This window comes from Propioniciclava sp. LT294, assembly GCF_059516005.1.
On the sequence record NZ_JCAKNG010000005.1, the window covers coordinates 42,830 to 56,984 of the forward strand.

Consider the following 14,155-nt stretch of genomic DNA (forward strand, 5'->3'; position numbering starts at 1 on the left):
GCGATCAGCCGATCACGGCCACGGCATCGGCGTCCGTGCGGACGCCCACGGTTGCGGCTCCCAGCTTCTCGGGGAGCCGCATCTCGGCCTTGGCTCCACTGGGCAACACCACGGTGACCTGGACATGGCCACGGCGCACCTTCTGGTCCTTGACCAACAGGTGGAGCCCACCGGGATCGACGCTGAGGCTGTTCGGCCCCAGCGCGATCACGTGATCGGCGGCCAGCGCCCCCAACCCGAGGGCGTCGGCGTCCTTCTGCGTGAGGAAGCCCGAGTACCCGAGGAACGTCGCGACCTCGGCCGAGACGGGGTGGCGCCAGAGGTTCCCGGGCGTGTCGATCTGGAGCATCCTGCCGTCGGCGAGGATCGCGACACGGTCGGCGAGTGCGAAGGCCTCGTCCTGGTCGTGGGTGACGTGGACGGCGGTGGTCCTCGTCTCGCGGAGCACCTCCGCCAGCACCTCGACCAGGCGCTCGCGGAGCCCCCGGTCCAGCGCGGACAGGGGCTCGTCCAGCAGCAGCAACCGGGGGGAGGGTGCGAGCGACCGCGCGAGCGCAACCCGCTGGGCCTGTCCTCCCGAGAGCTCGGTGGTCTTCCGGCCGGCGAAACCGGGCAGCCCCACGAGTTCGAGGACGTGCTCCACGATCGCGGCTCGCTGCCCGCGCGGCACCTGGTGGAGGCCGTAGGCGACGTTCTTCCCGACATTGAGGCTGGGGAACAGCGCGGGATCCTGGAACATCATCCCGAAGTTGCGCTTGTGGGTGGGGGTGGCGGAGATGTCGCGCCCGGCCCAGGTGATGCGGCCGGCCGCCAAGGGTTCCAGGCCGGCGATCGCGCGCAGGAGCGAGGACTTGCCCGAGCCGGACGCCCCGAGCAGGGCCACGATCTCGCCCGGCGCGACGTCCAACGAGACGTCGTCGATCGCGGTCACGACCCGGCCCTCGTCCGGCTCCACCGGGCGCCGCTTGGGCGAGGCCCACGAGAGGATCGGTCGCTTGGCCGGGGTCGTGTATCCCGGCTGCTGGGTCGAGACCCGGTAGCGCACGACCACGTCGTGCACGCCGAGCCCGGCCTGGTCGGTCACCATGTCGTCGCCTCCTGCGGCCTCATCCTCTCAGCCAACCCCATCACGATCGCACAGCCGACCGCCAACAGGACGGCCGCCGCGAAGCCCATGCCCTGGTTGTCCGCGCCGGGACGTCCGATGAGGCGGAACACCACCACGGGCAGGGTGGGTTGGTCGGGTCGCGCCAGGAACGACGTCGCGCCGAACTCCCCCAGCGCGGTGGCGAAGGCGAATCCGGTCGCCAACCCCAGGCCACGCCCGAGGAACGCCAGGTCGATGTCGCGCAGCACCTTGCCCGGGCCGGCCCCGAGCACGGCCGCGGCCTCGCGCAGGCGGGGGTCGATGGCGCGCAGCACCGGCAGCAACACCCGGACCACCAGCGGCAGCGCCACGATGGCCTGGGCGATGGGCACGAGTGCGAGCGAGCTGCGGAGGTCCAGCGGCGGCCTGTTGAGCGTGATCAGGAACCCGAAGCCGACGGTCACCGCGCTCACGCCCAAGGGCAGCATGAAGGCACCGTCCAGCAGGCCGAGCGCACGGCGTCCGGCCTCGTTGCGGGGGCGGCGGGAGACGACGAGGCTGACGAGCAGGCCCAGCACGAGCGCGAGCACGGTCGCGACGGACGCCGTACGCAGCGAGTTCGCCGCGGCCACCCAGACGGGCACCGACAGCGTCCCACCGCCGGTGGTGGCGAGGTTGGCGTAGTGCTCCAGCCCGTGGCCGGATGCCGTGGCGAGGCTCCGCTGGACCAACGTCGCCAGGGGGAACACCAGCAGGCCGAGGACGACCACCGCGGTGACAAGGCTGGGACCCCCGTCGCGGCGCCGCGACCAGGGCGCCTCCATGGACTCATCGGTCCGCAGGCGCTGCGCGCGGGCCTGCGTGGCCTGCAGGCGGCTGGCGATGATGAGGGCGGTCCCGCCCACGACCAGCTGGACGATCGACAGCGCGGCGGCGCCGGTCAGGTCGAGCAACTGGGTGGTGAGGAACCAGATCTCGGTCTCGATGGTCCCGTAGGAGGCCCCACCCAGCACCATGACCACGCCATAGGCCGACGCGCAGAACAGGAACACCAAGGCGGCCGCCGAGGCGATCGCGGGAGCCAGCGCCGGGATGGTGATGGTCCAGAAGACGCGGCGCGGCGAGGCGCCGAGCACGGACGCCGCCTGTTCGGTCCGCGGGTCGAGGGAGGCCCACAGGGCCCCGACCGTGCGGACGACCACCGCATAGTTGAAGAACACGAGGCTGGCCACGATGACCGCGAACTCGCCGTCGAGGTTGAGGTGCCCCAGCGGTCCCGTCGAGATGACCAATCCCTTGAACGCGACGCCGACGACCACGCTCGGCAGGACGAACGGAACCGTCACGACGGCGCGGACGAGCCACCGGCCGGGGAAGCGCGTCCGGTACAGCACCCACGCCCCCGGGACGCCCAGCAGCACGGAGACCACCGTGCCGGCCGCCGCCTGGGCCAGCGTCGTGCGGATGACGCGCCAGGTCCGGTCCTCGGAGAAGACCTGGAGGAACCCGTCGAGGGTGAAGAACCCGTCCGGGAAGAAGCCCCGGCCCACCAGCGTCACGACCGGCCAGGCGAAGAAGATCGTGAGGAACGCCAGCGGGATCGCGCCCGCCGACGTCCAGGCGAGGACGGTTCCCCCGTGCGGTGCCCGGGGGAACCTCCTCGTCACGACCCGGTCAGCCAACGACCGTCGACGTCCAGGTACGGATCCAACCATCCCGCTTCGCGGCGATCTCCTCGGCCGGGACCTGGAACGGGGAGTCGGACAGCGGCGCGTACTTCACCCACTCCTCGGGCAGGGCCGTGGAACGGACGGCCGGGTACATGTACATCTGGCCCGGGATGTCGGCCTGCACCTCGGGGCTCAGCATGAAGTCGATGAACTCCTTCGCGCCCTCGGGGTTGGCAGCCCCCTTGATGACGCCCGCGTACTCGACCTGGCGGAAACAGGTCTGCAGCAGTGACGTGGTCGGGGGCTCCTTGCCATCGACGACCTCGAACGCCGGGGACGTCGAGTAGCTCAGCACGAGCGGACGCGGGCCCTTGCCGGTGCTGCCGGAGAACTGGACGGTGTAGGCCTCGGTCCAGTCCTTGGCCACGAGCACGCCGTTGTCCTTGAGCTGCTTCCAGTAATCGACCCAACCCGGGTCACCCTTCGCACCCACGGTCGCCACGAGGAAGGCCAGGCCCGGCGAGCTGGACGCGGCGTTCGGGACGACGAGCAGCTTGGCGTACTCGGGCTTGGTGAGGTCGTCGAGGCTGGTCGGGACGGCCTTGCCGTTGGCCTGGAACCACGCGGAGTCGGCGTTGATGCACACGTCGCCGAAGTCGATCGGGACGAGGCGGCCGGAACCGTCGGCCTTGAGCGCCTCGGCGTCCGCGGCGGGGAGGGCTGCGCTCCGGTACGGGGCGATGATGTCCTCCGACAGCGCGCGCCCCGCGAAGGTGTTGTCGATGCCGAAGACGACGTCGCCGAGAGGGGAGTCCTTGGTCAGGACGAGCTGGTTGGTCAGGGTCCCCGCATCCCCGGGGGCGACGAACGTCACGTCCAGGCCGGAGTCGGTCCTGAACTTCGTCAGCAATTCCTCGCTGACGTTGAACGAGTCGTGGGTCACCACGGTCAGCTTGGTGCTCTTCGCCGGTGTCGCGGACGCGGCGCCCGGCGCCGCCGACGAACCCGCGGCTCCCGACGACGTGGCCGTCGGGGCGCTCACGCAGGACGCCAGGGCCAACGACAGGCCTGCCACGAGGGCGACCGCCGGCAGGCGGATGGGCTGGTACACGCTTGCTTCCTCCTCTTCTGGAGGGGCCGACCATCACTGGCCGGGTGAGAACTCGACTCCCTACGCCGGTGCTGACCGGATCAGGTTCGAGGGTCTGCGGTGCTCCGCACTCTCAGCGCCCCTGCGGCGCTCCCCTGTCGAGGGCCAAGCATACCCCGTTGTCAGCGACCCGTGCCCGCGTAGACGACCGCTTGCCCCTCGGCGTCCAGGCCGAAGGCGGTGTGGACGGCCCGCACGGCCTTGTCGAGCTCGTCGACGTCCACCAGCACCGAGATCCGGATCTCCGAGGTGGAGATCATCTCGATGTTGATGCCGGCCTCGGCCAGTGCACGGAACGCGGTCGCCGAGACGCCGGGGTGCGAGCGCATGCCGACGCCGATGATCGAGAGCTTGCCGATCCTGTCGTTGTAGATCAGCTCGGTGAAGCCGATCGTCGGCTGGGCTGCGCGCAGGACCTCCATGGCCTTGTCGCCGTCCGACTGCGGGAGCGTGAAGGAGATCGCCGTGGTGCCACCCTCGACGGACACGTTCTGGACGATCATGTCGATGTTGATGCCCGCGTTCGCCACGGTGGTGAAGACCTCGGCGGCGGCACCCACCCGGTCCGGCACGCCGACCACGGTGATCTTGGCCTCGCGGCGGTCGTGCGCGATGCCGGTGATGATCGGGTTCTCCACGGAATCCTCCTCGTCGATGTGCTGGACCCAGGTGCCGGGCTTGTCGGAGAACGACGACCGGACGTGCACCGGGACGTTCTCGCGGCGGGCGTACTCAACGCAGCGCAGATGCAGGATCTTGGCGCCGTTCGCGGCCATCTCCAGCATCTCGTCGTAGCTGATCTCCGGGAGGCGCTGCGCACCCGGCACGATCCGGGGGTCGGCGGTGAAGACACCGTCGACGTCGGAGTAGATCTCGCAGTAGCCGGCCTTGAGGGCGGCGGCCAGGGCGACGGCCGTGGTGTCGGACGCCCCGCGCCCGAGCGTGGTGATGTCCTTGGTGGTCTGCGAGACGCCCTGGAAGCCCGCGACGATGACGATGTCACCCTCATCGAGGGCCGACTCGATGCGACCGGGCGTGATGTCGATGATGCGGGCGTCGCCGTGCTTGTCGGACGTGATGACCCCGGCCTGGGAGCCCGTGAAGGAGCGCGCCGTGTGACCGAGGTCGTTGATGGCCATGGCCAGGAGCGCCGCCGACATGCGCTCACCCGCGGTCAGCAGCATGTCCATCTCGCGGGCGCGCGGGTGGGGGCTGACCTGCTGGGCCAGGTCGAGGAGCTCGTCCGTGGTGTCGCCCATGGCCGACACCACCACGGTGACCTCGAAGCCCTGCTCCTTCGTCGCGACGATGCGCTGGGCGACGCGCTTGATGCTGGCGGCGTCCGCCACCGACGAGCCACCGAACTTCTGCACCACACGCACTGTCGGGTCCCCTTCCTTCGTGAGCGGGACCAACTCTGCCACGGCGCCGGCCGGAGCACAGGGCGTTCCCAACCGCCGGGCGCCGGGCACCGTGCGAGGATGGTCCCGGACAGGAGAGATGCATGACCCACGACCCGGTACCCCAACGGTTGTCGGACGCCGAGCGGGACACCGCGTCCCAGATGCTCCGCGATCACTTCGAGGCCGGACGCCTGGACGCTGGCGAGTTCGACGAGCGACTCTCCGCGGCACTGGCCGCGCGCATCGCCGCGGACTTCCAGCCGCTGTTCGCCGACCTGCCCGCCCCCCGCCCGGACACCTCCGGCCCCAGCGCCCCGCCGCTCGGTTGGGCGCCGGCCCACGGTTCGTCGGTCACGGCCCGGCCCACAGCATCGCCCCCGGGGACGGGCGGCGGCACCGACTGGATCGGCGTGGCGCGCCGCGTCATCTGGCCGGCCGCGATCGTCATGGGCATCCTCACCGGGAGCTGGTGGACCTTCATCGGGATCGCGATCGTCGGCTCGATCATCCTGAGCCAGCTCGCCAGCAACCAGCGAAAGCCACCGCCGTACCTGCAGCGCTAGCTGGCTAGGCTGCCACCATGCGTGGCGAGTACAAGGTCCCGGGCGGCAAGTTGGTCGCGGTCGACGTCGACGTGGCGGACGGGGTCATCACCCGGGCGGCCGTCCACGGCGACTTCTTCCTCGAACCGGACGACGCGCTCGAGGACATCAACGCCGCCCTCGCCGGGCAGCCGGACACCGCGAGCGCGGAGACGCTGGGGCGCGCCATCGAGGCGGCGCTGCCCGAGCACGTCGAGATGATCGGGTTCACCCCGGCGTCCGTCGGCATCGCCGTCCGGCGGGCACTCGGCAAGGCGACCGGCTGGGCCAACCACACCTTCGACCTCATCGGACCGGTGACGTTGGATCCGGCGATGCACGTCGCCCTCGACGAGGTGCTCACCCGCGAGGTCGCCGCGGGGACGCGGCCGCCCACGCTGCGGTTCTGGGACTGGGACTCCGCGCTCGTCGTGATGGGCAGCTTCCAGAGCTACGTGAACGAGATCGACCAGGAGGGCGCCGACCGGCACGGCATCCGGGTCGTGCGGCGCATCTCGGGCGGCGGGGCGATGTTCATGGAGCCGGGCAACTGCATCACCTACTCGTTGCACGTCCCGACCTCGCTGGTCGAGGGGCTGAGCTTCGAGCAGAGCTACGCCTTCCTCGACGACTGGGTGATGACCGCCCTGGCGGACGTCGGGATCAAGGCGCGCTATGTCCCGCTCAACGACATCGCCTCGGACAAGGGCAAGATCGCCGGAGCCGCCCAGAAGCGGTTCGCGGCGGGGTCGGTCCTGCACCACGTGACGATGGCGTACGACATCGACGCCGACAAGATGCTGGACGTGCTGCGCATCGGCCGGGAGAAGATGTCGGACAAGGGCACGAAGTCGGCCAACAAGCGCGTGGACCCCATGCGCTCACAGACGGGCCTCCCGCGGGACGAGATCATCCGGCGCTTCATGGCGTCCTTCGCTGCCACGCACCAGACCCGCCCGGGCTCGTACTCGGGCTCCGAGTTGGCCGAAGCCCGCGAGCTGATGGAGACCAAGTTCCTCACCGACGCCTGGACGCACCGCGTCCCCTGACCCGGGGGTCAGGGGACGCGGGGTGTCCCGCCGGGCCGTCAGGGACGCGGGCCCCGCGGGTCGTCCGGAGCGTCGAGGCCCCCGGTGTCCCCGGCATAACCGCGGTTGCCGTGCGGGTTGTGTTCGCGGTCGCCACGGGTGTCGGTGGGCGAGCCGTCGGGACCGTCCAGAACCTCCGCCACCGGGCCGCGCCCGTCATTGTCACGGTCGAACAGCGGACCGTCATCGCGGCCATCGCGCGCGTGCTCGCGCTCGTCCGACCAGCGGCGGGTCCGCATCGCGTCGGAGGCCACCTCGTCCGCGCTCACGCCGTAGTAGCGGTAGAGCTCGTCCTCCTGGGAACGGTCGAGGTGCCCATCCTCGGAGATGTTCGGCGCGTCCTTGACGACGTCCTTGTGGTGGGCGACGACGAGGTGGTCGTCATCGGAGAACCTGGCTCCCGCGAGCGGCACGAAGCTGGTCCTCAGGCCGAAGAAGCCGGTGTGGACGGTGACCCACATGGGCTTGCCCGTCTGGTCGTCGAGGTAGACCTCGCCGATGCCACCGATGCGCTCCCCGTTGGGGTCGTGGGCCGTTGCACTCCGCAGGCGGTCGATGTCGCTCTCGTGGAACATGGTGCCTCCTTCGTTCGATGTCGTTCAGTGATGACAACATCCCGGTTGAGCGGGATTCCCTCGGACAGAGGACGTACTCATCACCCTTGCCCACAAACCCGTCGGCCACAAGGGTGGATGACGAGCTGGGCCCGGAATTGGGTTTCCTCACCCACGACCCCGCACGGCCCACTCCGGGGGGACTCAGGGAGACCCCGGCTACGCTGGGACGGCCCCACCGTCGACCCAAGAGGAACCATGCCGCCACCACCATCCGGCTTCCGCCCGGAGATCCATGGGCTGCGCGGCCTTGGGATCCTGCTCGTCGTGGCCTACCACCTGTGGACCTCGGGCCGCGTCTCGGGGGGCGTCGACGTCTTCCTGTTCGTCTCCGCGTTCCTGATGACCGGGAGCTTCGTGCGCAAGGGGACGGCGTTCACGTTGTCCGACTTCCTGGTCCAGCGCTTCCGGCGCCTCGTGCCGATGGCGGCGATCGTCGCCGCGGCGACCACGGCGGTGGGCTGGCTCGTCCTCCCGCCGACCCGCTACGAGAGTCTGCTCAACCACGCCCGGGCCTCCCTCATCTACCGGGAGAACTGGCGCCTCATCGCCGACCAGGCCAACTACATGGTGGCGGACCCCCAGCGCCTCAACCCGTTCCAGCACTTCTGGAGCCTGTCGCTCCAGGGCCAGTTGTTCGTCCTGCTCCCCTTGGTCTTCGTCGCCTCGGCGTTCCTGGAGCGGAGGGCCCACATCCCGGTCAGGCGGACGCTCGCGGTCGTGCTGGGCGCGGCCACGGTGGCCTCGTTCGCGTGGGCGGTCCACCGGGTCGGGGTCGACCCGGCCGCCGCCTACTTCGAGACCTGGACACGCGCCTGGGAGTTCACGGGCGCGGGGCTGGTCGCCCTGCTGCCCGGCGCCCGCCCGCCGGTCCGGGTCGCACGCGCCCTGTCGTGGGCGGGGGTGGCCCTGCTGCTGGTCACCGGCTTCATCTGGGGACGCGGCGCGTTCCCGGCCTGGGCGGCGGTGCCGCCGCTGGCGGCCGCAGCGCTCGTGATCATGGCGGGTCCCAACGCCGACGACCCCGGACACGCCGCCTGGTGGCTGTCCCGGCGTCCGGTCACGTTCATCGCCAACCGCGCCTACTCGCTGTACCTGTGGCACTGGCCGGTCTACGTCTTCACCGTCGTGCTGACCTCGAACGGCGACCCGCGCACCGGCGTCCGGGACTCGGTGACGATCCTGCTGCTCTCCCTTGTCCTGGCCGACCTGTCGACCCGGCTGGTGGAGCGGCGGTTCCACCAGCTCGACCTGCTGCGGTCCAAGCGGTACGCGGCCACCGCGATCGCGGCGTTCACCCTCATGGCGGTGTCCGTCCTGGGCGGCGTCTCGGCGCTCATCGACCGGGACGAGCGCGCCACGGCGGACCTCCCGCCCGAGCAGCGGCCGGGCGCCCGCGCACTCTCGCCCGCGCCCTCCCCCACCACCTCCCCGACCCCGGACACCCCGCCCCTCCCCTCGCTCCCGGCACCGGCACCCGAGCCCACCCCCGGTCGCGGTATCGCCCCGGGCGACCGGGCGATCGCCCTCGACTGGCCGCGGGAGCTCCCTCCGTGCGACCCCTCGCGCGAGGACCACCCACCGCGTCCGGACCTGGGGTGGTGTGGGGTGATCGAGCCTGACGGCGACCCCACGCGGGTGGTGGCCGTCGTCGGCGACAGCCACGCGTTCCAGTGGCTGACGACGATCATTCCGCTGGCCGAGGAACGCGGCTGGCGCGTCATGGCCTACGGCCGCGCCGCCTGTCGTGTCGGCTCACCGAACCCGGATGCCGGATGCCAGGAGTACACGCAGGAGGCGATCGCCTGGCTGCTGCACACCCGTCCGGACCACGTGGTCAGCGTCGGTTCCTCGACGGTGGCCGAGGGACCCGAGCACGACGACTGGGGCTGGGCCGCGGCGATCGCGCCGGTCGCCCACGACGGGATAGCGGTGGTCAACATCCGCGACAACCCGCGCTGGACCTTCGACATGCCCGAGTGCGTCCAGCGCTACGGGACGGACGACCCGCGCTGCTCCGACAGCCGTGCCGTCAAGCTCGCCGCCGAGTGGCCCAAGGGCGCCCTGGCGGATCTGCCGAACCAGTACTACCTCGACTTCTCCGACTGGTTGTGCCCCCCGGCCGCTCCGGGCAGGTGCCCCGGCGTCATCGGAAACACCTACGTCTACATGGATTCCAACCACCTCTCGCGGGCCTACCTTGAATCCATGGACGAGGTGTTCGCAGCCGCTTGGGACGAGCAGGTGGGCGGGTGAGGCGGCTGGCAGCCGTGGGCACCCTGGTGGCGTCGCTCGCGTTGAACGCGTGCGCGCAGGCCCCCCTCGCCCAGCCGCTGCGCGGCGACCTGGCGCACACCACCCGGGTGGCGGGTGCCGCGTTGGCCTACTGCGCGCGGCTCCCCCTGGAGGAGTGGACCGACGACGTCCGGCACGTCATCGTGGCGGTGCACGGCCTGGAACGGAACGCCTGCGGCATGCGCCGGGCCGTCGTGGCCGGGCTGGGGGCTGAGGGCGAGGACACGGTGGTCGTGGCCCCCCTCTTCGCCAGCCGCGTGGACGCCCCGGCCGGCGGCCATGTCTGGGGCGAGATGGTGTGGCCCGCGGGTGCGACATCCTCGGCGGGGGCCTCGTCGTACGAGGTGCTGGACGACCTCGTCGCCTCGTTCGGTGACCGCCGGGTCTCGCTCGTCGGGTTCTCCGGAGGGGCGCAGTTCACCAACCGGTACGCGGCGGTCTCCCCCGTGACCCTGCACTCCTACCTCGTGCTGAACCCGTCCACCTACCTGTGGTTCTCACCGGACCGGCCGGGACCCACGGCGTCCTGCCCCGAGTACGACCACTGGCGTTACGGCCTGGCCCACCGCGACGGCTACGCCGCGCGGCTGTCGGCGCGGGAGGTCCAGGAGCAGTACGCCGCCCGGACCGTCCGCTACCTCGTCGGCTCGGCCGACGACGACCCGCGTTCAGGCTCTCTCGACCGCACCTGCGCGGCGATGGCCCAGGGTGACGACCGGGAGGAGCGCGCCCTCAACTACCACCGGCACCTGCTGGACCACCTGGGCGTCGGCACGGGGATCCAGCACCGCGTGGTCGTCGTGCCGGGCGTGGGGCATGACGCGGCCGGCATGCTCACCAGCCCCGAGGGGCGGGCCGCCCTGCTGTGGGGGACGGCCTAGGCGCCGTCTCACAGGGGGCCCCTCCGGGACCGGCCACCGAACCGCAGCCGGCACGCCGCCCGCGCACCTCCGTGCCCGCGTCAGGCCTTGGCCACCGAGAAGCTCAGTCCCAGCTCGTCGTCGGACACGACCGTGCCCGTCGGCTCCCCCTCGGCCATCGCGGTCGCCAGCACCTCGTCCGCCACGAAGTCGGACGCCTCGCGGAGCGCCTCGCCCAGCTCGCCGCCCGCCGACCACGTCAGGGAGATCCGGTCGGAGACCTCCAGGCCCTGGCGCTTGCGCGCGTCCTGGACCATGCGGACGACCTCGCGGACGAGACCCGCGCGCACCAGTTCGGGGGTCAGCTCGAGGTCGAGCGCGACGGTCTCGCCCTGCTCGTTCACGACCGACCAGCCCTCGCGCGGACGCTCGGACACGATCACCTCGTCGGCGGTCACCACGGTGCCGCCGTCCCACGGCACGGTCGCCCGGCCGGTCTCGGCCAGCGCGGCGGCCAGGGCCGCGGCGTCCGCCTCGGCGATCGCCTGGGCGACCTTCGGGGTGTCCTTGCCGAAGCGCTTGCCCAGCGCCCGGAAGTTGCCCTTGGCGGAGTGGTCGACGAGGTCACCGGCCGACGCGAAGGACTCGACCGCGCCGACGTTGAGCTCGGCCGCGATCTCGGCGACCAACTCGTCGCTCAGCCGGGCGAAGGACGCGCTCGGCACCAGCAGTCGCCTCAGCGGCTGGCGGGTCTTGACCTGCGCCTCCGAGCGTGCGCCGCGTCCGAGCTCGACCAGACGGCGGGTCAGGCGCATGGCCTCGACCAGGTCGTGGTCCTCGCCGGCGGGGTCCGGCAGCGGCCAGGTGGCCAGGTGGACCGACTCCGGGGCGTCCGGGACGGCGGCGACCACGAGGTCCTGCCACACGCGCTCGGTGATGAACGGCGCCATCGGGGCCATGAGGCGGGTGACGACGTCGATGGTCTCGTGCAGGGTCCACAGGGCCGACGCCTCGCCGTCCCAGAAGCGGCGGCGCGAGCGGCGCACGTACCAGTTCGACAGGTCGTCGACGAACTCGCTCAGCAGGGAGCCCGCGCGCTGGGTGTCGAAGTTCTCCAGCGCGTCGGTCACGTCGTCGACGAGTTCGTTGCGGACGGCCACCAGCCAGCGGTCCATGACGGGGCGCCCGGCGAGGTCGGGGGCCTCCCCGACCGGGACCCACCCGTTGGTGCGGGCGTACAGCGACTGGAAGCTGACCGCGTTCCAGAACGTCAGCAACACCTTGCGCACGGTCTCCTGGATGGCCCCGTGACCCACCCGGCGCGACGACCACGGCGAGCCGGCCGCGGCCATGAACCAGCGCACGGCGTCCGCGCCGTGCTGGTCCATCAGCGGGATCGGCTCGAGGATGTTCCCCAGGTGCTTGGACATCTTGCGGCCGTCCTCGGCGAGGATGTGGCCGAGGCACAGCACGTTCCTGAAGTCGGACTGGTCGAACACCAGCGTGCTGACCGCCATCTGGGAGTAGAACCAGCCGCGGGTCTGGTCGATCGCCTCGCAGATGAAGTCGGCGGGGAACGCCTGTTCGAACTTCTCCTTCGAACCCTCCGCCCACGGGAAGCCCCACTGGGCGAACGGCATGGAGCCCGAGTCGTACCAGGCGTCGATCACCTCGGGCACCCGGTGGGAGGGCTTCCCACAGGTCGGGCAGCCGAAGGTGATGTCGTCCACGAACGGACGGTGCGGGTCCAGCTCCGACAGGTCGCGCCCCGTCAGCTCGGACAGCTCCGCGAGCGACCCGACGCACACCTGGTGGTCGTCCTCGCAGCGCCAGATGGGCAGCGGCGTGCCCCAGTAACGCTTGCGCGACAGGGCCCAGTCGACGTTGTTGTTCAGCCAGTCGCCGTAGCGGCCGTGCTTGATGTGCTCGGGGTACCAGTTGGTCTGCTCGTTCTCGCGGACGAGCGCGTCCTTGATCGCGGTCGTGCGGATGTACCACGACGGCTGCGCGTAGTAGAGCAGCGTGGTGTGGCAGCGCCAGCAGTGCGGGTAACTGTGGTCGTAGTCGAGGACGCGGAACATGAGGCCCCGGGCCTGCAGATCGGCGACGAGCGCCTTGTCGGCGGTCTTGAAGAACTGGCCGCCCACGAGGGGGACCGACTCCTCGAAGGTGCCGTCCGGACGGATGGGGTTCACCATCGGCAGCCCGTAGGCGCGGCAGGTGATCATGTCGTCCTCACCGAAGGCGGGCGCCTGGTGGACGAGACCCGTTCCGTCCTCGACGGTCACGTACTCGGCGTTGACGACGTAGTGGGTGCCGCCGACGACGTCCGGGAACTCCACGAGGTCGAACGGACGCTGGTAGCGCCAGCCCTCCATCTCCTTGCCGGAGAAGGACGGCCCGAGCATCCAGCCGTCGCCCAGCACCTTCTCGGCGAGCGGCTCGGCGATGACGAGGGTGTCGTCGCCGGAGGACGCGAGGACGTACGTGACGTCGGGGTGGGCGGCGACCGCGGTGTTGGAGACGAGCGTCCAGGGCGTCGTGGTCCAGACGAGCAGGTCGGCCTTGCCCTCGAACGGCCCGGACGTGAGCGGGAACCGGACGTAGACCGACGGGTCGGTGACGTCCTCGTACCCCTGGGCGAGCTCATGGTCAGACAGGGTGGTGCCACAGCGGGGGCAGTACGGCGCGACGCGGTAGTCCTCGACGAGGCGGCCCTGGGAATGGATCTCCTTCAGCGACCACCACACCGACTGGACGAAGTCGGTGGACATCGTCCAGTAGGCGTCGTCCATGTTGACCCAGTACCCCATGCGCTCGGTCAGTTCGGCGAAGGCGCCGACGTGGCGTCCGACGGACTCGCGGCAGCGGGCGTTGAACTCCTCGATGCCGTACTTCTCGATGTCGGGCTTGCCGTTGAAGCCGAGCTCCTTCTCGACGGCGAGCTCGACGGGCAGCCCGTGGCAGTCCCAGCCGGCCTTGCGCTCGACGAGGTGGCCCTGCATGGTCTTGAAGCGCGGGAACACGTCCTTGAACACCCGCGCCTCGATGTGGTGCGTGCCGGGCATGCCGTTGGCGGTGGGCGGACCCTCGTAGAAGGTCCAGCGCGGGCCGTCCGCGGTGCGCTCGATCGACTTGGCGAACGTGTCGTTCGCCTGCCAGAAGGCGAGGACGTCGTGTTCCATCGCCGGCAGGTCGACCTGCGGGGCGACGGCGTTGTACCCGGGCTGGGTCATGGGTGTTCCTCTTCGTTCCTCGGTGTTGAGCCGTGCGGACGAAGGGACGAGGCCGAGCCCCGCGGTACCACCCTCCTTGGACCCACCCGTCGCCCTTGGGCTCGTGGTGGACCCCACTCTTGCTCGCCGCAGCCGGGTCTAGTGAGGCTCCCACCCGATGGTCGGGCCCGT

10 protein-coding genes and 1 riboswitch are annotated in these 14,155 nt (G+C 71.0%); of the genes, 4 read left to right on the forward strand and 6 right to left on the reverse strand.

Going from position 1 to position 14,155, the window contains the following annotated elements:
• Positions 1–4: 4 nt before the first annotated feature.
• The 4 genes from AC5YDA_RS08000 to AC5YDA_RS08015 all read right to left on the reverse strand — a co-directional run bounded on the left by AC5YDA_RS08000 (position 5) and on the right by AC5YDA_RS08015 (position 5,289).
• Positions 5–1,087: an ABC transporter ATP-binding protein gene (locus AC5YDA_RS08000; RefSeq protein ID WP_496188267.1), complete on the reverse strand. Its 1,083-nt coding sequence runs from the start codon at positions 1,085–1,087 to the stop codon at positions 5–7.
• Entirely contained in the window at positions 1,081–2,754 is a 1,674-nt protein-coding gene (locus AC5YDA_RS08005) for an ABC transporter permease (RefSeq protein ID WP_496192920.1), read from the reverse strand. Before AC5YDA_RS08005 ends, AC5YDA_RS08000 begins: the two co-directional genes overlap by 7 nt.
• Positions 2,755–2,761: 7 nt before the next feature.
• Entirely contained in the window at positions 2,762–3,868 is a 1,107-nt protein-coding gene (locus tag AC5YDA_RS08010; protein WP_496188265.1) for a thiamine ABC transporter substrate-binding protein, read from the reverse strand.
• A gap of 40 nt (positions 3,869–3,908) precedes the next feature.
• Positions 3,909–4,014, reverse strand: a riboswitch (TPP riboswitch).
• Between the two features lie 15 nt (positions 4,015–4,029).
• The gene (locus AC5YDA_RS08015) at positions 4,030–5,289 is read right to left on the reverse strand and encodes an aspartate kinase (protein WP_496188264.1); all 1,260 of its coding nucleotides are present in this window, start codon (positions 5,287–5,289) and stop codon (positions 4,030–4,032) included.
• A gap of 122 nt (positions 5,290–5,411) precedes the next feature.
• Here AC5YDA_RS08015 and AC5YDA_RS08020 point away from each other — a divergent pair, with 122 nt between their 5' ends.
• Complete coding sequence (locus AC5YDA_RS08020; protein ID WP_496188263.1) at positions 5,412–5,873, forward strand: DUF1707 SHOCT-like domain-containing protein; 462 nt, start codon at positions 5,412–5,414, stop codon at positions 5,871–5,873.
• 17 nt (positions 5,874–5,890) lie between these two features.
• Positions 5,891–6,940, forward strand: a complete 1,050-nt coding sequence (gene lplAB / locus AC5YDA_RS08025; protein WP_496188262.1) for a lipoate-protein ligase LplAB — start codon at positions 5,891–5,893, stop codon at positions 6,938–6,940.
• 38 nt (positions 6,941–6,978) lie between these two features.
• Here lplAB and AC5YDA_RS08030 read toward each other — a convergent pair whose 3' ends face one another.
• Positions 6,979–7,554 carry a PRC-barrel domain-containing protein gene (locus tag AC5YDA_RS08030; RefSeq protein ID WP_496188261.1) on the reverse strand — a complete coding sequence of 192 codons (576 nt, stop codon included), beginning with the start codon at positions 7,552–7,554 and terminating at the stop codon, positions 6,979–6,981.
• A gap of 237 nt (positions 7,555–7,791) precedes the next feature.
• Between AC5YDA_RS08030 and AC5YDA_RS08035 the strand changes: the two genes are divergently transcribed.
• Both AC5YDA_RS08035 and AC5YDA_RS08040 read left to right on the forward strand, forming a co-directional pair.
• Positions 7,792–9,849: an acyltransferase family protein gene (locus AC5YDA_RS08035; protein WP_496188260.1), complete on the forward strand. Its 2,058-nt coding sequence runs from the start codon at positions 7,792–7,794 to the stop codon at positions 9,847–9,849.
• A complete protein-coding gene (locus AC5YDA_RS08040) occupies positions 9,846–10,769 on the forward strand; it encodes an alpha/beta hydrolase family protein (RefSeq protein ID WP_496188259.1) in 924 nt (307 codons plus the stop codon). Before AC5YDA_RS08035 ends, AC5YDA_RS08040 begins: the two co-directional genes overlap by 4 nt.
• 80 nt (positions 10,770–10,849) lie before the next feature.
• Here the strand turns inward: AC5YDA_RS08040 and ileS are convergent, their stop codons facing one another.
• The gene (gene ileS / locus AC5YDA_RS08045; RefSeq protein WP_496188258.1) at positions 10,850–13,984 is read right to left on the reverse strand and encodes an isoleucine--tRNA ligase; all 3,135 of its coding nucleotides are present in this window, start codon (positions 13,982–13,984) and stop codon (positions 10,850–10,852) included.
• Positions 13,985–14,155: the final 171 nt, after the last annotated feature.